This is a genomic window from Blattabacterium cuenoti, from assembly GCF_014252435.1.
GTDB lineage: Bacteria > Bacteroidota > Bacteroidia > Flavobacteriales > Blattabacteriaceae > Blattabacterium > Blattabacterium cuenoti_X.
Map to the genome: position 1 here is coordinate 312,872 of NZ_CP059220.1, position 25,022 is coordinate 337,893.

The 25,022-nt window shown below is 29.3% G+C and carries 12 protein-coding genes, 2 tRNA genes and 3 rRNA genes; 5 read left to right on the top strand and 12 right to left on the bottom strand.

Annotation, left to right across the window (positions count from 1 at the left end):
- Nucleotides 1–2 precede the first annotated feature (2 nt).
- The 6 genes from carB to dnaE all read right to left on the bottom strand — a co-directional run bounded on the left by carB (nucleotide 3) and on the right by dnaE (nucleotide 12,697).
- A complete protein-coding gene (gene carB / locus H0H35_RS01460; protein WP_185882705.1) occupies nucleotides 3–3,245 on the bottom strand; it encodes a carbamoyl-phosphate synthase (glutamine-hydrolyzing) large subunit in 3,243 nt (1,080 codons plus the stop codon).
- A gap of 20 nt (nucleotides 3,246–3,265) precedes the next feature.
- Complete coding sequence (gene carA / locus H0H35_RS01465; RefSeq protein ID WP_185882706.1) at nucleotides 3,266–4,375, bottom strand: glutamine-hydrolyzing carbamoyl-phosphate synthase small subunit; 1,110 nt, start codon at nucleotides 4,373–4,375, stop codon at nucleotides 3,266–3,268.
- Nucleotides 4,375–5,514, bottom strand: coding sequence for an aspartate aminotransferase family protein (locus tag H0H35_RS01470; RefSeq protein ID WP_185882707.1), 1,140 nt, complete (start codon nucleotides 5,512–5,514; stop codon nucleotides 4,375–4,377). Before H0H35_RS01470 ends, carA begins: the two co-directional genes overlap by 1 nt.
- Before the next feature lie 19 nt (nucleotides 5,515–5,533).
- A complete protein-coding gene (gene argC / locus H0H35_RS01475; protein WP_185882708.1) occupies nucleotides 5,534–6,511 on the bottom strand; it encodes an N-acetyl-gamma-glutamyl-phosphate reductase in 978 nt (325 codons plus the stop codon).
- Nucleotides 6,504–8,294 (bottom strand): argininosuccinate synthase domain-containing protein, encoded by a 1,791-nt coding sequence (locus H0H35_RS01480; RefSeq protein WP_185882709.1) that lies wholly within the window; start codon nucleotides 8,292–8,294, stop codon nucleotides 6,504–6,506. Before H0H35_RS01480 ends, argC begins: the two co-directional genes overlap by 8 nt.
- Before the next feature lie 131 nt (nucleotides 8,295–8,425).
- Nucleotides 8,426–12,697, bottom strand: coding sequence for a DNA polymerase III subunit alpha (gene dnaE / locus H0H35_RS01485; RefSeq protein WP_185882710.1), 4,272 nt, complete (start codon nucleotides 12,695–12,697; stop codon nucleotides 8,426–8,428).
- A gap of 168 nt (nucleotides 12,698–12,865) precedes the next feature.
- Here dnaE and rpsA point away from each other — a divergent pair, with 168 nt between their 5' ends.
- Complete coding sequence (rpsA, locus tag H0H35_RS01490; protein ID WP_185882711.1) at nucleotides 12,866–14,716, top strand: 30S ribosomal protein S1; 1,851 nt, start codon at nucleotides 12,866–12,868, stop codon at nucleotides 14,714–14,716.
- Between the two features lie 15 nt (nucleotides 14,717–14,731).
- Nucleotides 14,732–16,432 carry a ribonucleoside-diphosphate reductase subunit alpha gene (locus H0H35_RS01495; protein ID WP_185882712.1) on the top strand — a complete coding sequence of 567 codons (1,701 nt, stop codon included), beginning with the start codon at nucleotides 14,732–14,734 and terminating at the stop codon, nucleotides 16,430–16,432.
- Nucleotides 16,433–16,434: 2 nt separating this feature from the next.
- On the opposite strand, the gene rrf is transcribed toward H0H35_RS01495, so the two are convergent.
- The 5 genes from rrf to H0H35_RS01520 all read right to left on the bottom strand — a co-directional run bounded on the left by rrf (nucleotide 16,435) and on the right by H0H35_RS01520 (nucleotide 21,357).
- Nucleotides 16,435–16,547, bottom strand: a 5S ribosomal RNA gene (gene rrf / locus H0H35_RS01500).
- A 42-nt stretch (nucleotides 16,548–16,589) separates the two neighbouring features.
- Nucleotides 16,590–19,496 (bottom strand): 23S ribosomal RNA (locus H0H35_RS01505).
- Nucleotides 19,497–19,543: 47 nt separating this feature from the next.
- Nucleotides 19,544–19,617: transfer RNA gene (locus H0H35_RS01510), tRNA-Ala, on the bottom strand.
- 28 nt (nucleotides 19,618–19,645) lie between these two features.
- Nucleotides 19,646–19,719 (bottom strand) — tRNA-Ile (locus H0H35_RS01515).
- 97 nt (nucleotides 19,720–19,816) lie between these two features.
- Nucleotides 19,817–21,357: ribosomal RNA gene (locus H0H35_RS01520) — 16S ribosomal RNA — on the bottom strand.
- The 16S, 23S and 5S rRNA genes sit together here with 2 tRNA genes alongside, the layout of an rRNA operon.
- 221 nt (nucleotides 21,358–21,578) lie before the next feature.
- On the opposite strand from H0H35_RS01520, the gene queA reads away from it, so the two are divergent.
- The gene (queA, locus tag H0H35_RS01525; RefSeq protein WP_185882713.1) at nucleotides 21,579–22,625 is read left to right on the top strand and encodes a tRNA preQ1(34) S-adenosylmethionine ribosyltransferase-isomerase QueA; all 1,047 of its coding nucleotides are present in this window, start codon (nucleotides 21,579–21,581) and stop codon (nucleotides 22,623–22,625) included.
- 53 nt (nucleotides 22,626–22,678) lie between these two features.
- Nucleotides 22,679–23,656 (top strand): polyprenyl synthetase family protein, encoded by a 978-nt coding sequence (locus H0H35_RS01530; protein ID WP_185882714.1) that lies wholly within the window; start codon nucleotides 22,679–22,681, stop codon nucleotides 23,654–23,656.
- Nucleotides 23,657–23,768: 112 nt separating this feature from the next.
- Here H0H35_RS01530 and H0H35_RS01535 read toward each other — a convergent pair whose 3' ends face one another.
- Nucleotides 23,769–24,191, bottom strand: coding sequence for a hypothetical protein (locus tag H0H35_RS01535; protein WP_185882715.1), 423 nt, complete (start codon nucleotides 24,189–24,191; stop codon nucleotides 23,769–23,771).
- Nucleotides 24,192–24,345: 154 nt separating this feature from the next.
- Here H0H35_RS01535 and rsmI point away from each other — a divergent pair, with 154 nt between their 5' ends.
- A complete protein-coding gene (gene rsmI, locus H0H35_RS01540) occupies nucleotides 24,346–25,020 on the top strand; it encodes a 16S rRNA (cytidine(1402)-2'-O)-methyltransferase (RefSeq protein ID WP_185882716.1) in 675 nt (224 codons plus the stop codon).
- The last annotated feature ends 2 nt before the right edge of the window (nucleotides 25,021–25,022 follow it).

Consider the following 25,022-nt stretch of genomic DNA (forward strand, 5'->3'; position numbering starts at 1 on the left):
ATTTATTTATATTCATCCCATGATTTCACAAATAATTTTTCCATAGATAAATGACAAAATGCTTGTATAAAGGCTTTCGATAAACGAGAATTGGTAAGTAACGGAACATTAAAATCTATGGCAGTACGTCTGATATGATAATCATTATATAATTCCGTTTTACTTAAATTTTTTGGAATATTGATAATCAAATCTAATTTTCTGCTTTTTATCAGATCTATCACATTAGAATACTTCCTAACGTTAGGCCAATAAACTTTGATAGAAGGAATTCCATTCATAGATAAGAAATGGTTAGTTCCTGCTGTTGCATATAATATATATCCTTTTTTTGTTACAAGTTTCAATACATCCAATAGTTCTAACTTAGAATCAATAGGACCTCCAGAAATTAATATATTCTTTTTAGGAATATCATAACCAACAGAAATCATAGCCTTCAATAAGGCTTCTTCGAAAGAATCTCCTAAACAAGCGACTTCTCCCGTAGAAGCCATATCAACACCCAATATTGGATCTGCATTTTGTAAACGAGAGAAAGAAAATTGAGAAGATTTTACTCCTATAAAATTGTTTTCCAAAAAATTAGATTTTTTTTTATCCTGTTTTTTCCCAAGAAGGACTTGAGTCGCGAGTTTAATCATATTAAAATTAGATACTTTTGAAACAAAAGGGAAACTTCTAGAAGCTCTTAAATTACATTCTATGACTTTTATTTGATCATTTTTATATAAAAATTGAATATTGAAAGGACCAGTTATATTAAAATATTTTGATATTTTTTTAGACGTATTTATCATTTCTTTTAATGTAGAAACATAAATCTTATGTGGTGGATACACTAAAGTGGCATCTCCTGAATGAACTCCAGCAAATTCTACATGCTCGGATATAGTATAATATAATATAACTCCATCTTGAGACACAGCATCAAATTCAATTTCTTTTGCATTTTCTATAAACTCTGTAACAATTAATGGATATTCTTGGGAAATTTCTTTCATTTTTTCATTAAGATAATTTTGAAGTTCTTCTTGATTAGAAATCACGTTCATATTGGACCCTGATAATACGTACGAAGGCCTAACTAATATAGGAAAATCAACTTCTTTTACAAATTGATAAATAGTTTTAAAATCAGATAATTCTTTCCATTTTGGTTGCAAAATACCTAATTCATCCATAGCATGAGAAAATTTATATCTATTTTCTACTTTATCTATAGAAATAGGAGATGTTCCTAAAATACAAACATTTTTCTCATAAAGTTTTAAAGCTAAATTATTAGGTATTTGACCAGCCATAGATACAATAGTTCCTTTTGGCTCTTCTAATTCAATTATATCCAATACCCGTTCTAAAGAAAGTTCTTCAAAATATAATCGATCACATAAATCAAAATCAGTACTTACTGTTTCTGGATTATAATTAATCATGATAGATCTATAAGATTCTTGATTGATAGTATGTAATGCATTTACACAACACCAGTCGAATTCCACACTACTACCAATTCGATAAACTCCAGAACCTAGTGTGATGATCGATCTACCATCTTTTTCATAACAAATATCATGTTGAATAGAATGATAAGTTAAATATAGATAATTTGTATTTGATGGATACTCTCCTGCTAAAGTATCAATTTGTCTCACAAAAGGAATAATATTTTTTTCTTTTCTATATTGTCTTATTTTTTCTTCTAAATCATAAATATTTTCATATTTTTTTTCTTTTTTTCTAAAAAAAATACTAGCGATTTGTAAATCCGAAAATCCTTCTTGTTTTGATTTTTTCAATAATTCATATGGAATATCATTCCATTCTTTGAATGAAGAAATTTGATTTTTAGTTTCTAATATGTTTTGCAATTGATAGAGAAACCATGGATCAATTTTTGTTAAATTGTGAATTTTTTCTACAGAAAAACCTGTTTCAAAAGCTTCCTCTAAAAATAAAATTCTCTGATATGTAGGTTTTTTCAGATTTTTTTTCAAAAGTTTATAAGAACCAATTATTTTTTTGTTATGTATGGAATTCACGAATCCATACATTCCTATATCCAACATTCGGATTCCTTTTTGAATAGCTTCTTCGAAAGATCCACCGATAGCCATCACTTCTCCTACACTTTTCATACTACTTCCAATTCTATTAGAAACTCCATCAAATTTTTCAAGATCCCATCTTGGAATTTTACATACTACATAATCTAATGCCGGTTCAAAAAAAGCAGAAGTATTTTTGGTGATAGAATTTTTTAACTCATGTAATCCATATCCTATAGATAATTTTGCAGCAATAAAAGCCAAAGGATATCCTGTTGCTTTAGATGCAAGAGCACTTGAACGAGAAAGACGAGCATTCACTTCAATTACTCTATAATCTTCTGATTGATAATTTAATGCAAATTGAACATTACACTCTCCAATAATATTAAATTTTTTAGCTATATCTATAGCTAATTTTCTTAATTTGAAATATTCCGAATTATTTAAAGTTTGAGATGGAGCGACTACAATACTTTCTCCGGTATGAATCCCTATTGGATCAAAATTTTCCATATTACATACGGAAATACAATTATCATATTTATCTCGAACAATTTCATATTCTATTTCTTTCCATCCTTCTAAATATTCTTCTATAATAACTTGAGAAGAATAAGAGAATGCTTGATTTACTATTTTCTTTAAATCACTCACATTGTTTGCGTAACCACTACCTAAACCACCTAATGTATAAGCAGATCTAATTATAATAGGGAATCCTATTTCCATAGAATAGATAACAGCATCTTCTATCGAATTAACTACAAAACTTGTTGCTGTTTTTATTTGAATATGATTGAGTTTTTTTCGAAATTTGTATCGATCTTCACTTTCAATTATAGATTGGATGGGAGTTCCTAATACTTGAATGTTACTTTTATCTAGAATTCCTTCTCGAAAGAGATTGATTCCACAATTCAGTGCCGTTTGTCCTCCAAATGATAATACAATTCCTTCCGGTTGTTCCTTATATATCACATTTTTTATAAAAAATGAAGTTAAAGGAAGAAAATAAACTTTATCAGCAATTCCTTTTGAAGTTTGAACAGTTGCAATATTTGGATTCACTAATACGGTATAAATACCTTCCTCTTTCAAAGCTTTGATAGCTTGTGTTCCAGAATAATCAAATTCACCTGCTTCTCCTATTTTTAATGCACCTGATCCTAAAACCAATACTTTTTTTATTTTCATTTTTCTTTTTACAAATTCCTTTATTTATTCCTTTTTTTTTTTTTAATAATTAAATCTATAAAAAAATCAAACAAAAATTCTGTGTCTGTCGGTCCACTAGATGCTTCTGGATGAAATTGGACAGAAAAAAATGGTTTATGATTATGAATAATTCCTTCACATGTATCATCATTTAAATTTTTAAAAAAAACCTTCCAATCTTTATCTAATATATGACTGATATCTAAAACATATCCATGATTTTGTGATGTAATAAAACTTTTACCAGTTTGTAATGATATAACTGGTTGATTATGACTTCTATGAGGAAATTTTAATCTATGAGTTCTTCCTCCTGCAGCAATTCCTAAAAGTTGATTCCCGAGACATATTCCAAAAATAGGAATTTCTTTTTTTATAGCCATACGGATATAATGGATAGGTTTTTCATATATTTTTGGATCTCCTGGTCCATTGGAAATAACTAATCCATCATATGTTTCATCGGTAAAATCATAATTCCATGGAACTCTTATAATCGTACAATTTCTTTTCAATAAACATCTTAAAATATTATTTTTTAGTCCAAAATCTAGAAGTAATATTTGATAAATACCATTTCCATATATCATTTTTTTATCGATTGATACTTGATCAGATAAATTATCCGAATTGGGATTATAAAAAGGAATATTTCGGTTTTCCAATAATATTTTTCCTAACATAGATCCACCTTTTGTTCTAAGTTTTTTTGCAATAAATCTAGTGTCTAAACCATATAATCCAGGAATGTTATGTTGAAATAACCAATCTGACAAAGACTGATTCATATTCCAATGATAGGGTCTATTCGAATAACGAGAAATCAATAATCCAGAAACTTGAATTTCATCGGATTCATAGTAATTGGAAATGGATTCTTTACAAAAAGAAAAAGGTGGAACTCCATAATTTCCTATGATAGGATAGGTAAAAGTAACTATTTGACCTCTATAAGATGGATCCGTTATACTTTCTGGATATCCTGTCATGGCTGTGTTAAATACAACTTCACCTGATGAAGATACTGGCGCTCCAAAATGATAAGCATTGAATTTCGTACCATCCTCTAAAACTAAAAATCCCTTATTTTTATTTTTACTATTTTCCATTATTTTTTTAAATACAATAAAGCTTTGTTTAATTTATTCAAAAAAATTTCTATATGACATTTTTTCACATTTAATGGAGGAAGTAATCGTAAAACATATGGATTATTAGATGTACCTACAAGTATTTTTTCTCTATAAATCAACACATCTCTCAAATTATGAATAGGAAAATCAAATTCAATTCCTAACATGAGCCCTCTTCCCCTAATTCGTTTAATTTCCAATATATATGTCATTTTTTTGAATAGCAATTCACCCATTTTTTTTGCGTTCTCAATTAAATTTTCTTTTTGAATAACCTTTAAAACAGATATTCCTGCTGTACAAGCTAAATAATTTCCTCCAAAAGTAGATCCTAACATACCATGATATGATTTAAATTTTGGATGGATTAATACTCCTCCTATAGGGAATCCATTCCCCATGCCTTTTGCTACCGTGATAATATCTGGTTTTATAGAATAAAACTGATGGGCAAAGAAATGACCAGTTCTTCCATATCCACTTTGTATTTCGTCAATAATGAATACGGTGTTATATTGATGACATAATTGATCAATTTTATGAAAAAAATTTGGTCCTGGATCTACAATACCGGATATACCTTGAATTCCTTCAGTAATGACCGCACAAATATCCCTATTTTTTAATATTTTTTCTAAAATATCTAGATCATTATAATTCATGAATAAAACATTTTTTCGATAATCAAAAGATGTTTTTATTTGATTATTGTCTGTAATAGAAATGCTTCCAGTTGTTCTCCCATGAAAAGCCCCTTTAAATGATATCATCTTTTTCTTACCTGTATGAAAAGAAGCAATTTTTAATGCATTTTCATTCGATTCTGTTCCAGAATTACATATAAATAACGAATAATCCTCATATCCTGAAATTTTTCCCATCATATTCGCTAGTTTTTTTTTATGAGAAATCAAAATACTATTTGAATAATAACCAATTTTTTGTATTTGTTTTATCATGGATTGAACATAGTACGGGTGAGTATGTCCAATAGAAATGACTGCGTGTCCTCCATAAAAATCTAGATATTTATTTCCTTTTTTATCGAAAACATATAATCCTTCACTTTTATCAAGTTCTATATCTAGAATAGAATAAACATTAAATAATTTCATTTACTTATTATATTTTTTACTAAAATCGAACAGATTTTAACTTTAAACCACAAGTTTCTTCTATATTGAACATAATATTCATATTTTGTAAAGCTTGACCGGATGCTCCTTTGATCAGATTATCTAAAATGCTGATGACAATTAATTGATCTTTTTCTTTAGCTATATATAAAATACATTTATTCGTATTAACTATTTGTTTGATATCAACATTTTCATCGGAAATATGGACAAATGGATGGTTTTTATAATACTTTTTGTATATCATTTTATTTTCTTCTAAAGAAAGATTCGAATAGGTATATATAGATGATATGATTCCTCTAGAAAAGTTACCTCTATAAGGAATAAAATAAATTTCCGATGAAAAATCATCCTGTAATTGATCAATAGTTTGTTTTATTTCTTTGATATGCTGGTGTTGAAATATTTTATAAACAGAAACATTATTATTCCTCCAACTGAAATGATTTGTATTGATCATTTTTCTACCAGATCCAGTCGAACCAGTAATAGCACTAATATGAATATCAGTTCTCAATAATTTTTTTTTTGCTATGGGTAAAATAGATAGAATAATTGATGTAGCAAAACATCCAGGATTGGCAATATTATCAGACTTTTCTATTAATTTTTTTTGCAACTCTGGCATACCATAAAAAAATATTCTGTTTTTAAAAACAGATCGGTCTTTCATTCTAAAATCTTGACTCAGATCGATCACTCTAATATGTTCTGGAATCCTAATTAATTCTTTTCTAGATTGTCCATGACCTGAACAAAGAAAGGCTACATCGATATTTTTATCTATTTCGGAAGAAAACTTTTGGTGTCCAATTTGTTCTCCTAGTAAATCTTGATGAACCAAATATATGAATGACCCTGTATGACTATGACTTACTACACTTACAATATTGACTTTTGGATGATAATTCATTAATCGAATTAATTCTCCAGCTGTATATCCTGCTCCACCTACAATACCTATATTAATCATTATTCATCGTATGTTTATGTAAATTATGGTATATTTTTATTTGGTTACTTAAAATTTTTGTGAATCCTTCAACATCCTTTGCATTCCATGTATGATTCATTTCTCCATATTGATCTGAAAAATTAGAAGATGTCATTAAATCGAAGTCAGATTTTATTCCAATCAGTTGAAATCTATAAGGGTATAACATGATATTCACAAATCCTGTTAATCTTTCTTGAGTGCTTAGCAAAAATTGTTCTATATCCCGCATAACAGGATCTAAATATTGTGCTTCATGAAGCAAAATTCCATACCAATTAGATAATTGTTCTTTCCAATATAGTTGCCATTTCGTAAGAATATGTTTTTCTAATAAATGATGTGCTTTGATAATGATAATTGCAGCCGAAGCTTCAAACGCTATCCTTCCTTTAATTCCTAAAATAGTATCTCCTACATGAATATCTCTTCCTATTGCATATTCTGACGTGATTTGTCCTACTTTTCGTATATTATGTATTGCTTTTCCTTTTTCTCTATTGACACCTACTAATTCTCCTTTTTCGAATTCTAACTCTAATTTTTCTTTTTTTCTCTTTTTTAACTTTGTTGGATATGCTTTTACTGGAAAGTTATGATAAGATGTCAGAGTTTCTTTTCCTCCTATACTAGTACCCCAAATCCCTTTATTGATGGAATACTTTATTTGATTCCAGTGAATAGATATACCTTGATCTTTCAAATATTTGATTTCTTCTTTTCTGGATAAATTCATATCCCTTATCGGGCATATGGTGATTTTATCTGGACAGATAATACGAAAAGCAAGATCAAATCTTACTTGATCATTTCCAGCTCCGGTACTACCATGAGCAATACCTTTTGCTTGAATATTAGTAGCATATTCTGCTATTTTAATAGCTTGAAATATTCTTTCTGAACTTGCCGATAATGGATAAGTATTATTCCTAAGAATATTACCAAATATAAGATACTTGATACAATTTTGATAGTATTCTTCTACGCCATCAATGGATTTATGAGATAAAGAACCGATACTTAAAGCCCTATTTTTTATTTGTTCTAATTCTTCTTGATTAAATCCTCCTGTATTCACAATAACAGTATGAACTTCATATTTTTGTTGTTTCAGATATTTTAAACAAAAAGATGTATCTAATCCACCACTATAAGCTAAAACAATTTTATCTCCGATATTTAAAACATGATTTTTTGTATTTTGATGTTTGATTCTTTTTTTCGTATTATGATTTTTTTCAGGTTTGTATAATAACCCAGTACATAAACACATTTTTTTTTCATTTTTGATTAAAATATCAAAATTCACACAACTTCTACATCCATTCCAAAATTTTTTAGAATGAGTTAATTCATTAAAAGAAACTGGTTTAAAACCTAGTTTGGTATTAATTTTGATAACAGTATGATTTGTTGTAATACTAAAAATTTTATACTGTGGAAATTTGTTTCTAGATAATTTGAATATTTTAGTTTTGATCACTTTCGCTAATCCTTGATTTCGAAATTCAGGAAAAACAATTAAACCAGAATTAACAACAAATTTTCCATTTTGAAAAACTTCAAGATAACTGAATCCTGCTATTTTCTCGTTACAAAAAGCGATAACAGCGTCCCCATTAACCATTTTGGATTTGATATATTCTGGATCTTTTTTTGCAATTCCAGTACCTCTTTTTTTTGCAGATTCCTGAATTTTTTTACAAATTAGGTATGCATACTTGGTATCCTTTTCATGAGAGACTCTAACTTTGATTTTCATTTTTATTTGTAAGAACAAACTAAATAAAATGTATTTTTATGATATATTTGATATATATAAAATTATCATTCATATATTTTGATTGAAATATATAATAATGCAAATTTAATAAAGTCTTTTCATTATTGTTTTTAATTTAAACAAAAATCTACTTCTTTTATTTTTTTCAATTTGTTTAATAGAATGGAATCGATATTAATTCCATATTTTTCTGATTCAAATTTCAAAGAAATTTGATTTTTTTTATCATAAATCATGATATCCAATTTTTTATTTCCTATTTGTTCCTGAAATAATTTATCAATATGATTTACGAATTCTTCATTCAAATTATGAATATCAATTTTCACTAATAATTTTTTTGCTTCATTTTTTAAAATGTTCTTTAACATTCCTATATGTAGGATATTCAATTCGATATTTTTGAACTTTTCAATAGAGATATATAAGTATAAAATATTTTTTTCAATTAAAAATGACTCGTATTTTAAAAAATTATTTCCATAAATACGAAATTGTATATAAGAATTGTAATCTTCTAATGAAAATATTCCGTATTTGATTCCACTTTTTATAGACATTTTTTTTTCTACTTTAGAAATAATACCACATATGTATATTTTATGACCAATAAGAGTTTCTTTTTTTTTATTTAATTGTTCTATGGTATAAAAATTATTGAAGAAATTTATGTCATCAAAAAAATCATCTAAAGGATGTGAAGAAACATATACTCCTAGGACTTCTTTTTCTTGAAATAACTTATGTAAATTAGTCCATTTTTTACATTCCAAAATATTCGGTTTATCTGATCCGTTTTGATTTTTTTTTTTTTGAAATTTTGATGAAAATTGAATAATTTGTTCTATAGTACTTAATGGAGATCCTTTTTCAATATGAAAATATTGTTCTCTTCGTATTTGAAAACAATCCAACGATCCAGATAAAATCAAACTCTCTAAAGTTTTTTTATTAACTACACGTAAATCTACTCTAGATACTAAATCAAAAATGGATATAAATGGTTTGTTGTTTCTTTTTTTAATGATTTCTCTTACAGCGTTAAATCCAACTCCTTTTATTCCAGTCAGACCAAAACGAATATAATTTTGATGATTACATATTCTAAAATATGAATCACTTTCATTTATATCTGGTCCGATTACAGTTATATTCATTCTTCTACATTCTTCTATAAAAAAAGTAAGTTGTTTAATGTTATCCATATTATTACTTAATACATTAGCCATATATTCGTGTGGAAAATGTGATTTGAGATATGCTGTTTGAAAAGCAATATAAGCATAACATGTAGCATGAGATTTATTAAAAGCGTAACAAGAAAAAAATTCCCAATCTTTCCATATTTTTTCTAATTTTTGAATAGGATATCCATTTTTTTTCGATTGATATAAAAATTTATTCTTCATCTTATCAAGAATTTCTCTTTGTTTTTTTCCCATTGCTTTTCTTAAAAGATCAGCTTCTCCCTTACTGAAATTTGATAATTTTTGTGATATTAACATCACCTGTTCTTGATAAATTGTTATTCCATAAGTTTCTTTTAAAAATTCTTCCATATCTGGAATATCATAGGTAATAGGCTCTTTTCCATGTTTTCTAGATATAAAACTTGGAATATATTGCATAGGTCCAGGTCGATATAAAGCATTCATTGCTATTAAATCATCAAATTTATCAGGTTTTAATTGACGTAAATATTTTTGCATACCTGGAGATTCATATTGAAAAACGGCTATAGTTTCTCCTTTTTGAAATAATTGATAAGTTTTTTTATCATTTAATGAGAATGATAAATTCGTAATGTTTTTTACACGTTGTTTAATGAGATTTATGGTATGTTTAATGATGGTTAAAGTTTTTAATCCTAATAAATCAATTTTTAATAAACCAGAATATTCTACAATATGATTATCAAATTGAGTAATCAATAAATTTGTATCTTTTGATACAGATACCGGTACATATTCCCTAATATCGTTCGGACATATAATAATTCCACAAGCATGTATACCTGTACTTCTTATAGTTCCTTCTAGAAAACTAGCTTGAATTAAAACTTTACTTAACAAAGTATTTCTATCCATTACACACTTTTTCAAGTTGTTGATATTTTTTCTTTCGTCTTTGTTCATTTTTTCATATGAAAAGTTTTCAAAGAAAAGATTTTTTAAAGAAAAATAATTGGGAATCATTTTTGTAATCCGATCTGTTTCTTTTAAAGGAAATTCTAACACACGTGAAACATCTCTGATAGCAAGTTTTGCCCCCATTGTTGAATATGTGATAATTTGCGCTACTTGATTTTTTCCATATTTATTAGCCACCCAATCGATTATTTTATCACGACCTTTATCATCAAAATCAATATCTATATCTGGTAATGAAATTCTGTCTGGATTTAAAAATCTTTCAAATAGTAGATTATACTTCAGTGGATCAATTTCTGTGATTCCAATACAATAAGCAACAATGGATCCAGCGACAGACCCTCTTCCAGGTCCTACAAGGATATTCATATTTTTTGCTTGATGTATCAAATCTTGTACGATAAGGAAATAACCAGGATATCCTGTTTTTTTTATAATTTGTAATTCAAAATGAATTCTATCTTGTATGGTTTCATCAATATTTTGATAACGTTTTTTAGCTCCATTATAAGTTAATTCTTTTAAATAAAGATATTCTATTTTGTTTTGATCATATTTTATATTTATTGAATTTTCGAACAATGGTGGTATTTGAAATTTTGGAAGTAATAATTGATGAGAAATGTGATAAGATTCTATTTTTTCAATTAATTCATCCAAAAAATCAAATGCTTCTGGAAGATCTGAAAATATGTTCATCATTTCTTCCGAATTTTTGAAATAATATTCAAAATTAGGGAATCCAAATCTCTTTCCTTTTCCGATTCCTATTGGAGTAGATTTTTTATTTCCACTTTTTATACAAAGCAGAATATCATGAGCATTTGCTTCATTTTTATTCAAATAAAACACATTATTTTGTACGATGTACTTGACATGAAATTTTTTTGAAAATTTTAATAGGATGTTATTAATATATTCTTCTTCTTCTAATCCATGACGTAATAATTCTATATAAAAATCATCTTGAAATAATTCTTTCCACCACAAAAAAATTTTTTCTGCTTTCTTTTCTCCATAATTGAGTATAGTATAAGGTATTTCTGCATGAATATCTCCAGTAAGAGCTATTAAATTTTCCTTATATTCCTCTATTAATTTTCTACCAATTCTAGGAATTCCAGAATAGAATCCTTTTATAAATCCATAAGAACAAAGTTTGGACAAATTTTGATATCCTTTTTTATTTTTAGATAAAAAAACTTGACGGTACCGTTTATCTGGTTTTTCTTTTGTAAATTTATTTTGTGGATAATATTCGGATAAAAACATTTCGCATCCAACAATACCTTTGATTTTTTTTTTTGGATACAATTTTTTATTTGCAGAATAAATAGCATTTAAAAAATAAAAAGAACCCATCATATTTCCATAATCTGTAATGCCTACAGCATCCATATTCAATTGAATGGCCTTATTAATTAAGGATTTGATACTTATGGTTGAATTTAAAATAGAAAAATGAGTATGAATATGAATATGAGAATATTTTTTTCCTTTGAATAATTTTTTATTTAATTTTTTGTTGTCTATTTTTTTCTTTTCTTTTTCCTTTTCTTGTATGGATTTTTCTTTATGAAAACAAACGACAGATACAGGAATCTTATTTGTATATTTTTCCTTAAATGGTGATAAAAATTCACTTTCTACACCAATATCTTTATGAGATATTATTCCAATTCGTAATAATTCTAAAAAACAACGTGCAGTTGCTTTGACATCATTAGCAGCATTATGCTGATATAGTATATTTTCATTAAATAATTTATGATATAATTCAGATAACGTAGGCCATTTAAACCTCTTTTTATTTCCAGGTAATTGACAATAGTTCATGGAAATTAATTTTGTATCTAAACATTTTTTCTTTTTTAAAGAAAAATCTTTTTTTTTCCGAAACAGTTCAAATTCAATAACTCTTAAATCAAAATTTAAGTTATGTCCAATAACACACTTAGATTGATTAAAAGATTTTATAAATTTATTTAGAACAATATGTAAGTCAAACCCATATTTTTTTGCTATTTCATTAGTAATACCATGTATTTTAAAAGCATTAAAAGGAATATCATAGTTTTCCGGTTTTATAATAAAATCTTGAAATTCTATTATTTTACCTGAAATATCATGAATTTGCCAAGATAATTGTACTATTCTAGGCCAATTTTCGGAAGAAATATCTCCAGACCTGATAGGTAAACCAGTTGTTTCTGTATCAAGAATACAATACATTTTATTCGAATTAGTAGAAAAGTTACTGAAAAAATTATTAGTTTTGCATTATTTCTCTTCTCATAGAGAATTCAACAATAAACGAGTAATATAAACATATTTTTTTTTGCATATGTCAAATAAATGGATATGATAAATAATAGAAAATAAATTTAATATATTGTTATTATGTCTCATCAAACTAATCAAAATGAAAAAACAAAATACCAAAAACTACATTTATCTTTATCTAAAATTGAAAATAATTTAAAATTGAATAATCAAGGTAAAAAACAAAAAATAAGTTTCGATTGGATGAATTTCGGTCATTATATGAAAAAAGAAAATGATATTAATCAAATAGATAAAGAAGCAAGAAAAAAATATGAAAAAATATACTCTAAAACATTACCAAACATACAAGAATTAGAAATATATGAAGGTGTTGTTACTTATATTACAGAAAAAATTATTCTCGTAGATATAGGATTTAAATCAGAAGGAGCAATTTCTATAAATGAATTTAAAGAAAATAATCCTCCTGTTGAAATAGGGGATAAAATAGAAGTCATGGTGTTAAAAATAGATTATAGAGGACAATGCGTTTTATCATATCAAAAAGCAAAAATGCTGAGAAATTGGCAAAAAATAAATCAATCGTATGAAAATTCCGATATAATATTAGGTTATGTTGTAGCTAGAACAAAGGGAGGACTTATAGTAGAAGTTTGTGGTATTGAATGTTTTTTACCTGGATCACATATTAATGTAAAACCAGTACGAGATTATGATAATTATGTAGGTAAAACTATGGAAATTAAAGTGGTGAAAATCAATCAAAAAACAAAAAATATAGTTGTATCACATAAAGTATTAATAGAAAGAGATATTGAAGAACAAAGGAAAAAAATGATATCTAAACTTGAAAAAGGTCAAGTTTTAGAAGGAAAAATTAAAAATATACTTCCATATGGGGCTTTTGTCGATTTAGGTGGAGTAGATGCTCTTCTTCATATTACCGATATGAGTTGGCCACACATTAATCATCCAACAGAAATTGTTCAATTAGAACAAGAATTAAAATTTGTTGTATTAGGTGTAGATAAAGAAAAAAATCGTGTTCAATTGGGATTAAAACAATTGCAACCTCATCCATGGAATGCTTTGGATAAAGAGTTAAAAGTCGGAAATAAAATTAAAGGAAGAGTAAGTGTTATAGCTGATTATGGGGCATTTATTGAGATTATACCTGGAGTAGAGGCTTTGTTACATATAAGTGAAATGTCTTGGTTTTCTAATATATCATCCCCTCAAGATTTTGTACAAATAGGAGATCATATAGAAGCTATTATATTAACTATAGATCGAAAGGAAAGAAAAATGTCTTTAAGTGTAAAACAACTAACACCAGATCCTTGGATTGACATTCAACAAAAATATACTGTAGGTTCAAAACATATTGGAATTGTGAAAAAAATAACAAATTTTGGAATGATTCTAGAATTAGAAAAAGAAATATCTGGGATGATGCATATTAATGATTTTTCTTGGGTGAAAAAAATGAAACATCCATCTGGATATTGTTCGGTAGATAGCAAATTAGAAGTGGTTATTTTATCATTAGATCAACAAAATAGGAAATTGATTTTAGGACATAAACAACTTATGGATAACCCATGGGATACATATCAAAATATTTATAATGTAGGAAGTATTCATAATGGACTTGTTGAAAAAATATTTGATAAAGGTGCAATTGTAAAATTTTTAGATAATAATATTTTAGAAGGATTTGTTCCTACACGTTTTTTAGAGAAAATAGACAAAACATTTCTAAAAAAAGGAGATAAAGGAAAATTTAAAGTTATTGAGTTTAATAAAGAAAATCAAAAAATTGTTATATCTCATACATCCACTTTTCGTGATAAAGATCATAGAAAAGAACAACGGTCAAAAGGTCGTAAATTTGAAAAATCCACTTTTGGTGATATAGAAGGTTTAGCTAAACTTAAAGAAAAAATAGAAAAAGAAAAAAAATAAAGAGATTGATTAAAAATGGAAACACACCCTATTGCAGAAAAGGAAGGATGGAAAGTTAAAAAGGATTATCCTATTTGGGCTAACAATGAGTTATATCTTACTACAATTAAAGGTGGATATTTATTAAATGGAGAAACTCCATTTGGAGCATATAAAAGATTAGCAAGTAATGCAGCAAAAATTCTGAAAAAACCAAATATAGAGAAAGAGTTTTTCAATATTTTTTGGAAAGGATGGTTTATTCCTTCTACTCCAGTTATGGTTAATTTTGGTACAGAAAAAGGTTTACCTATTAGTTGTTTTTCAGGTGTAGTAGGAGATAGTATGTATGATATATATAGGAAAAACTTAGAAATGGCTATACTTAGTAAACATGGTGGTGGAACGGCATATGATTTTAGTTTGGTTCGACCTTCAGGAAATCCTATTAAAAAAGGAATTTTAGGAAATTCTGAAGGAATTATCCCCTTTATTAAATCATATGATAGTACCATAATAGCTAGTAAACAAGGAAAAACAAGACGTGGAGCTGTTGCTATATATTTAAATATTGAACATAAAGAATATCCAGAATTTTTAAAAATTAGAGAACCAAAAGGTGATATTAATCGTCAGTGTCATAATATACATCAAGGTGTTATAATATCTAATTCTTTTATGGATAAGGTTGTAAAAGAAAATGGAAAAGAAAGATTTTTATGGATCACTACATTGAAAGAAAGAGTAAAAACTGGAGAACCTTACTTATTTTTTAAAGATAATGCAAATAAAAATCTTCCTTACAATTGGAATAAGTATGGATTAAAAATACATCATAGTAATTTATGTTCAGAAATTATGTTACCTACAAATGAAGATCATACACTTGTGTGTTGTTTATCTTCTTTGAATTTACATAAATATATAGAATGGAAAAATACTAATACCGTATTTTACTCTATATTATTTTTAGATGCTGCGTTACAAGAATTTATTGATAAGGGAAAACATATAAAAGGTATTGAAGATGCTGTTCATTTTGCCGAAAAAAGTAGAGCATTAGGTTTAGGAGCATTAGGATGGCATTCTTATTTACAATCAAGAATGATACCTTTTATATCGATGAAATCGGATATTATCACACGTGATATATTTAAGTATATAAAAATAGAATCAGAAAAAGCTACTAAATACTTAGCAACAGAGTATGGAGAATCAGAATGGAATATTGGTACTGGAAGAAGGAATTTAGCTTTAATGGCTATAGCTCCTAATAGGAGTTCGGCTAAACTAGCTGGAGGAATATCACAAGGAGTAGAACCTATAGCTGCAAATATTTATGTAGATGATGATTCTAAAGGTATGCATATCAGAAAAAATCCATATTTAGAAAAGATTTTGTCAAAAAATGGACATAATATTCCTAAAGTTTGGGAGCAAATTGCTAATGAAAAAGGATCTTGTCTTGGATTAACTGTTCTTGATGAAAAGGAAAAAAATGTATTTCGATGTTTTAAAGAAATTGATCAACTTGGTTTAATAAAACAAGCAAGTATAAGACAAAAATATTTAGATCAAGGACAAAGTATTAATCTTTCATTTCATCAAAAAACTCCCGCAAAATATATTAATAAAGTTCATGTTGAAGCATGGAAAATAGGTATGAAAAGTCTTTATTATTTCAAAAGTGAAAGTATAATAAGAGCAGATACGAGTAAAAAACATAAATATATATAAAAAATAGGCAGTGACTTACTCTCCCAGAAAATAAACTAGTACCATCAGCGCTAATGCATTTCACTTCTCTGTTCGGAATGGTTAGAGGTGGTTCCACATTGCTATAACTACCCATAAAAAATTATATTACAAAACATAATATATAAATGAGGAATATATAAAAAACTTACGGGTAATTAGTACTACTTAGCTATGACATTACTGCCTTTACACTTGTAGCCTATCAACGTTGTCATCTACAACGACCCTTAAAAGAAGCCTTATCTTGTGGAGAGTTTCGCACTTATATGCTTTCAGTGCTTATCTCTTCCGAACATAGCTACTCAGCAATGCATCTGGCGACACAACTGATACACCAGAGGTTCGTCCAATTCGGTCCTCTCGTACTAGAATCAGGTCCACTCAAGCTTCTAACGCTCGCAATAGATAGAGACCGAACTGTCTCACGACGTTCTGAACCCAGCTCGCGTGCCACTTTAATGGGCGAACAGCCCAACCCTTGGGACCTTCTTCAGCCCCAGGATGTGACGAGCCGACATCGAGGTGCCGAACCTCCCCGTCGATGTGAGCTCTTGGGGGAGACTAGCCTGTTATCCCCGGAGTACCTTTTATCCTTTGAGCGATGGCCCTTCCATTCGGAACCACCGGATCACTATGCCCTACTTTCGTACCTGATCGACTTGTAAGTCTCACAGTCAAGCACCCTTATGCCATTACACTCTACACACGATTACCAAACGTGTTGAGGGTACCTTTGGGAGCCTCCGTTACCTTTTTGGAGGCGACCACCCCAGTCAAACTACCCACCACGCAATGTCCTCAATTTTTTGTAATTGAGTTAGATTTCAACTAAAAAAAGGGTGGTATTTCAAGGACAACTCCACATTATCTTGCGATGATGCTTCAAAGTTTCCCACCTATCCTACACATTTTTGAATCAAAATCAATACGAAGCTATAGTAAAGGTTCACAGGGTCTTTTCGTCCCATTGCGAGTAATCGGCATCTTCACCGATATTACAATTTCACCGAGCTCACGGCCGAGACAGTATCCAGATCGTTACACCATTCGTGCAGGTCGGAACTTACCCGACAAGGAATTTCGCTACCTTAGGACCGTTATAGTTACGGCCGCCGTTTACTGGGGCTTCAGTCAAAAGCTTTGCTAAAAGCTAACTTTTTTCTTTAACCTTCCAGTACTGGGCAGGTGTCAGACCCTATACGTCATTTTTCAATTTAGCAGAGTCCTATGTTTTTGATAAACAGTCGTCTGGACCTCTTCACTGCGACCTTATAAAAAGGCAACCTTTATCCCGAAGTTACAGGTTTATTTTGCCTAGTTCCTTAGCCGTGAATCACTCGAGCACCTTAGGATTCTCTCCTTAACTACCTGTGTCGGTTTTGGTACGGATTGCTTTTATCTGAAGCTTAGAGGATTTTCTTGGAAGCTCTTACCTGTTCTATCCACTCCCTCGAAAGTTTGTGGTACTATTGTAGATCAGAAAAATATACAGATTTTCTAATATATTCTATTCCTAACTACTTCAACGTACACTTCCGTCCGTACGCGACAGTTTCATTACTTCGTCCCCTCAATCGCAATAAAAGCAAGTACCGGAATATTAACCGGTATTCCATCGATTACACCTATCGGTTTTATCTTAGGACCGACTAACCCTCAGTTGATTAACATAGCTGAGGAATCCTTAGTTTTTCGGTGTGTGGGTTTCCCGCCCACATTATCGTTACTTATACCTACATTTTCTTTTGTAAAAGCTCCATTGTATTTCACAATACAACTTCTATGCCATTACAATGCTCCCCTACCGATCAATTATTTATTCAATAATTAATCCCATAGTTTCGGCGATATATTTATGCCCGATTATTATCCACGCTTAATCACTCGACTAGTGAGCTGTTACGCACTCTTTAAATGAATAGCTGCTTCCAAGCTAACATCCTAGCTGTTTATGTGACTAAACTTCGTTAGATCAACTTAATATATACTTAGGGGCCTTAACTGATGGTCTGGGTTGTTTCCCTCTTGGACATGGACCTTAGCACCCATGCCCTCACTACCGTGAAACATAATAACAGCATTCGGAGTTTGTCAGGAATTAGTAGGTGATGAAACCCCTTCATCCAATCAGTAGCTCTACCTCTGTATTACTTAACACGATGCTGCACCTAAATGCATTTCGGGGAGAACGAGCTATCTCCGAGTTTGATTGGCCTTTCACCCCTATCCACAGATCATCCGAAGACTTTTCAACGTCAACCGGTTCGGTCCTTCACTATGTATTACCACAGCTTCAACCTGTCCATGGATAGATCACTCGGTTTCGCGTCTAATTCCTCCGACTATAAATGCCCTATTCAGACTCGCTTTCGCTACGGCTCCACAGCTGAACTGTTTAACCTTGCCGAAAAAAATTAACTCGTAGGTTCATTATGCAAAAGGCACGTCGTCACTTCACTAAAAAGCTCCGACAGTTTGTAAGCATATGGTTTCAGGATCTATTTCACCCTTCTATTCGAAGTACTTTTCACCTTTCCCTCACGGTACTAGTTCACTATCGGTCTCTGAGTAGTATTTAGCCTTTCCAGATGGTCCCGGATGATTCAGACAAGATTTCTCGTGTCCCGTCTTAATTAGGTTCCTACTATATCTACTTTTTCATTTCGCATACAGGACTATCACCTTTTATAATTGATTTTTCCAAATCATTCTGCTATAAAAAAATAATATATATATATTGTAGACCTACAACCCCAACATAGCCAAAACTACATTGGTTTAGGCTGTTCCGTTTTCGCTCGCCACTACTAACGGAATCACTTTTGTTTTCTTTTCCTCTAGATACTTAGATGTTTCAGTTCTCTAGGTTTGCTTTATCTAATAAATTAGACAATATTACATGATTAAATGTAATAGGTTTCCCCATTCGGAAATCTGCGGATTAAATTGTATGTGCCAATACCCGCAGCTTATCGCAGCTTATCACGTCCTTCATCGCCTCTCAGAGCCAAGGCATCCACCATACGCTCTTAATTAGTTTTTTATATTGAGTTATTCCTCATATTATATATTATGTCAAAGAACTTTAAGTGGAGAATATCGGAATCGAACCGATGACCTCCTGCGTGCAAAACAGGCGCTCTGGCCAACTGAGCTAATTCCCCCATTTTTATAAAAAAATAAAGAACAAAATAGTCTCGCGCGGAATTGAACCGCGGACCTCTACATTATCAGTGTAGCGCTCTAACCATCTGAGCTACGAGACTGATATAATAATCAATCTCTTTATTTTTTATAAATATTTTATATGAAAAACTTCTAGCCTGAAAAATTTTAAGGAATCTACTTAATAAAAAACTCTAAAAAAGAGATGTTCCAGCCGCACCTTCCGGTACGGCTACCTTGTTACGACTTAGCCCCAGTTATCGATTTTACCTTAAGCAATTCCTTTTACGGACACCGATTTCAGGTACCCCCGACTTCCATGGCTTGACGGGCGGTGTGTACAAGGCCCGGGAACGTATTCACCGCATCATGGCTGATATGCGATTACTAGCGATTCCAACTTCATAGAGTCGAGTTGCAGACTCCAATCCGAACTGAGATCGGTTTTTAGAGATTAGCTTCTAATTACTCAGTAGCAACCCTTTGTACCGACCATTGTAGCACGTGTGTAGCCCAAGGTATAAGAGCCGTGATGATTTGACGTCATCCCCACCTTCCTCTCGACTTACGTCGGCAGTCTTGTTAGAGTCCCCGACTTAACTCGCTGGCAACTAACAACAGGGGTTGCGCTCGTTGAGGGACTTAACCCAACACCTCACGGCACGAGCTGACGACAACCATGCAGCATCTTGTACTCCGTCCGAAGACTAAACTATTTCTAGTTTATTCGCAGTACATTTAAACCTTGGTAAGGTTCCTCGCGTATTATCGAATTAAACCACATGCTCCACCGCTTGTGCGGGCCCCCGTCAATTCCTTTGAGTTTCAATCTTGCGATCGTACTCCCCAGGTGGATCACTTATCACTTTCGCTTAGTCACTGAAAAGAAAAACGATCCAACGACTAGTGATCATCGTTTACGGCGTGGACTACCAGGGTATCTAATCCTGTTTGCTACCCACGCTTTCGTACCTCAGCGTCAGTATAGACTTAGTAACTTGCCTTCGCGATCGGTGTTCTGTGTAATATCTATGCATTTCACCGCTACACCACACATTCCAGCTACTCCAATCTCACTCAAGCCTACCAGTATCAATAGCACTTTTAACAGTTAAGCTGTAACATTTCACTACTGACTTAATAAACCGCCTACGCACCCTTTAAACCCAATAAAACCGGATAACGCTTGTGTCCTCCGTATTACCGCGGCTGCTGGCACGGAGTTTGCCGACACTTATTCGAATAGTACATTCAAAATTTCTATCACGTAGAAATTCTTATTCCTAAACAAAAGCAGTTTACAACCCATAAGGCCTTCTTCCTGCACGCGGCGTGGCTGGTTCAGAGTTTCCTCCATTGACCAATATTCCTCACTGCTGCCTCCCGTAGGAGTCTGGTCCGTGTCTCAGTACCAGTGTGGGGGATCGCCCTCTCAGGCCCCCTACCGATCATTGTCTTGGTAAGCTATTACCTTACCAACTAACTAATCGGACGCATGTCCATCTTCTTCCACATTGCTGTTTTAATAAAAAAATCATGCGATTTAATTATACTATAGAATATTAATCCAAGTTTCCTCAGGCTATTTTCTAGAAAAAGGTAGGTTACATACGTGTTACGCACCCGTCCGCCGGTCGCCATCAAAATCTATTTTCATAAATTTTATGCTGCCCCTCGACTTGCATGTGTTAAGCCCGCCGCTAGCGTTCATCCTGAGCCAGGATCAAACTCTCCGTTGTAAAAAAAAAATTTTTTATTACAAAATCATGTAATTAAGAGACCCTTAAACAATCAGGCGTCGAAGCTTTTTTTTCAAATGTAAAGAACAATAAATTTCGTGTTTTTTATTTAATTTAAAAAAAATTTTCACGAAAAGGATAAATATATATATTTTTTTTTAATTGAAAAAAATTAATCTAATTTTATAAACAAATTTTTTCTCAAATCCACATAATTTACTATGGTAAAAACTTCAGATTTTAATTTCAAATCGCCCTTAGATTTACTTGCAAAATTTCCTTCTCAAGAAAGAGACGAATCTAGATTAATGATTATACATAAAAATATAAATAAAATAGAACATAAATTTTTTAAAGATTTACCTAAATATTTTGAAGAAGGTGATGTTTTAATATTAAATAATACAAAAGTTTTTCCTGCAAGATTATTTGGAAATAAGGAAAAAACAGATGCAAAAATAGAAGTATTTTTATTAAGAGAATTAGATTCAGAAGATAGAACGTGGGATGTTTTAGTTGATCCTGCAAGAAAAGTTCGAGTTGGAAATAAACTTAATTTTGGATATGGATTAACTGGTGAAGTAATAGATAACACTACATCTAGAGGTAGAATTTTACAGCTTCATTTTAATGGAAATCATCAAAAATTAATTCAAAAAATTAAGGAAATAGGAAAAACTCCTTTACCTAAATACATTAATAGAAATCCAGAAAAAAATGATGAAACACGTTATCAAACTGTATATGCTAAAATAGAAGGATCAGTAGCAGCTCCAACTGCAGGTTTACATTTTTCTAAACATTTATTAAAAAAATTAGAAATAAAGGGAATAAATTTAGTAGAAATTACATTACATTTAGGATTAGGAAGTTTTCATCCGGTAGAAGTAGAAGATATATCAAAACATAAAATGGATTCTGAAAAATGTTTTATAGGTAAAGAATCCTGTAAAATTATAAATAACGCTATAAAAAAAAAAAAAAGAGTTTGTGCTGTTGGTACATCTTCTATGCGTGCAATAGAAAGTTCTGTTTCTTCTGATAAAAATTTAAATCCTTTTTCAGGATGGACAAATAAATTTATTTTTCCACCATATCATTTTAATATAGCTAATGCTATGATTACTAATTTCCATATGCCAAAATCTACTTTACTTATGATGATAACAGCTTTTACTGGATTTAATTTAACGATGAAAGCATATGAAATAGGAATAAAAAAAAAATATAGATTTTATTCTTATGGTGATGCTATGTTAATTTTATAAAATAGATAATGTTAAATAAATGTTTTTAAAAAATTTCATATTTATTTTTTATTATGAAATTAATTTTAGAAAAAATTAAAATTCCCATAAAAAAAGAAATAAAAAAATTTGAAAAATTGTTTATTGAAATAACTAAAAGTAAAATAAAGCTTGTAAATCAAATAAATTATTATATTTCTCATAGAAAAGGAAAACTAATTCGACCAATATTTGTTTTTTTAATAGCTAAAATGTTAGGAAAAATACAACAAAAAACTTATCATACAGCATGTTTAATCGAATTAATACATATTGCTACTCTTGTTCACGATGACGTTATTGATAATAGTCTTCTTAGACGTGGTTCTTTTTCTATAAATGCTATATGGAAAAATAAAATAGCAGTTTTAGCAGGAGATTTTATCCTTTCTAAAAGTCTTCTGCTAGCAACAGATAATAATCATTTAGATATTTTAAAAATTATTTGTAAGTCTATTAATAATATGAGTGAAGGTGAATTATTACAAATAGAACAATCAAAAAATTTAAATATTGATGAAAAAATGTATTATCAAATTATATATCAAAAAACAGCAAGTTTAATTGCTGCTTCATGTGAATGTGGAGCAATTTCCGTAAATGCAAAAAAAAATATTGTTTCAAAATTCAAAAAGTTTGGAATACTTATTGGATTTGCTTTTCAAATTAAAGATGATTTATTTGATTATGAAAATCATAATAAAAATTTTACAGGAAAACCTGTAGGAATTGATCTTAAAAATAGAAAAATAACACTACCTCTTATTTATACTATACAAAATGCTTCTAAAAAAGATCAAACATGGATATTAAACTTTATCAGAAATTATAATGAAAAAGAAAAATATAAAATAATCAATTATATTAAAAAATACAAAGGAATAGAATATGCTACTAAAAAAATGATAAAATTCAAGGATAATGCTTTAAAAATATTGAATATTTTTCCAGATGGATTAATAAAAGAATCTTTAAAAACTATGGTTAATTTTATTATTGAAAGAAACCAGTAATAAACTAATTTAAATCCCAAATTATTTTTGATAATAAAAAAATCAAAATTTTATACAATCACAAAAATTTATTTTCTATAAATAGAATATTTATTATAGAATGTTATATTTTTTAACTATCAAAATATCTTTGATTTAAATATGTAGTTGGATATGCTTGATCATGTCCCGTTCTCCTTATATGATCTAAATATTTTGGAATATAAGATAACGCTTTTATCTGATCAGATAGAGACATTCCATTCCATATGTTTTCTGCCATTTTTTTTTTTCCTACTTTATATCTATAATCGGTCCAAAATCGACTAAAAGATAAATCAATTGGAATTTCTTCTATTGAAAAAGCAGATTTTAATCCATTCATAGTATTTATAATAGACTCATTATGAGGTAAATATTTTCCAACCCATACATAATGGGAAATAGAAAGTCTCTCAGGAAAAACAATTTCTCTTAAAAATCCATTCAAATCATATCTAAATATAATATCTCCTGAAACGAAAGGACTTTTAAAGATATATTGTTTACCTCTCATTATCACTGATTTCGTCATCGTTAATAATAATAGATTGATAATTTTATTTCTTGAAAAAAGTTAAAATAAATTATATTTTTTATAAAAAGAATAAAATAATATATTATTACATAATAAATAATATACACAAAAAATTATATATTTTTTATCAACAATGTTATATATAGTTCCTACTCCTATAGGAAATTTAGAAGATATTACATTTAGAAGTTTGCGTATTCTAAAGGAAGTAAATTTAATATTAGTAGAAAATTACCAAATATCTAGAAATCTTTTAAAATTTTATAATATTAATACTCCAACAACAAATTATCATAATTATAATGAACGCAATATTATTCCTTCTATTATAGATAAAATGAAGAAAGGTGAAAAAATAGCATTAATATCTGATGCTGGAACTCCATGTATTTCAGATCCTGGTTTTTTACTCATACGTACTTGTATAGAAAAACATATATCTATAGAATGTTTACCTGGTCCTACATCTATTATTCCCGCGTTAGTAAATTCGGGTTTACCTATTCATGAATTTACTTTTATAGGATTTTTACCTAAAAAAAAAAGACAAAGTAAATTACATTCTTTATCTAAAGAAACAAGAACAATTATACTTTATGAATCACCTTATAGGTTAATAAAAACGTTAAATGATATAAAGAAAATATTTGGAAAAGAAAGAAAAATAGTTGTTTGTAAAGAAATTTCAAAAATATTTCAACAAATTTTTAGAGGAAATATAAGTGAAATTATTTTTTTATTGCATCAAAATTTTAATAAAATATTAGGAGAATATACAATCTTAATTGATAGAAATAATTCTAAATAATA

Coding starts and splice junctions, on each gene's coding strand:
- rpsA (WP_185882711.1), top strand. CDS start 12,866: ATGTCTCATCAAACTAATCAAAATGAAAAAACAAAATACCAAAAACTA.
- rsmI (WP_185882716.1), top strand. CDS start 24,346: ATGTTATATATAGTTCCTACTCCTATAGGAAATTTAGAAGATATTACA.
- argC (WP_185882708.1), bottom strand. CDS start 6,511: ATGATTAATATAGGTATTGTAGGTGGAGCAGGATATACAGCTGGAGAA.
- dnaE (WP_185882710.1), bottom strand. CDS start 12,697: ATGTATTGTATTCTTGATACAGAAACAACTGGTTTACCTATCAGGTCT.
- H0H35_RS01535 (WP_185882715.1), bottom strand. CDS start 24,191: ATGAGAGGTAAACAATATATCTTTAAAAGTCCTTTCGTTTCAGGAGAT.
- carB (WP_185882705.1), bottom strand. CDS start 3,245: ATGAAAATAAAAAAAGTATTGGTTTTAGGATCAGGTGCATTAAAAATA.
- carA (WP_185882706.1), bottom strand. CDS start 4,375: ATGGAAAATAGTAAAAATAAAAATAAGGGATTTTTAGTTTTAGAGGAT.
- queA (WP_185882713.1), top strand. CDS start 21,579: ATGGTAAAAACTTCAGATTTTAATTTCAAATCGCCCTTAGATTTACTT.
- H0H35_RS01480 (WP_185882709.1), bottom strand. CDS start 8,294: ATGAAAATCAAAGTTAGAGTCTCTCATGAAAAGGATACCAAGTATGCA.
- H0H35_RS01530 (WP_185882714.1), top strand. CDS start 22,679: ATGAAATTAATTTTAGAAAAAATTAAAATTCCCATAAAAAAAGAAATA.
- H0H35_RS01470 (WP_185882707.1), bottom strand. CDS start 5,514: ATGAAATTATTTAATGTTTATTCTATTCTAGATATAGAACTTGATAAA.
- H0H35_RS01495 (WP_185882712.1), top strand. CDS start 14,732: ATGGAAACACACCCTATTGCAGAAAAGGAAGGATGGAAAGTTAAAAAG.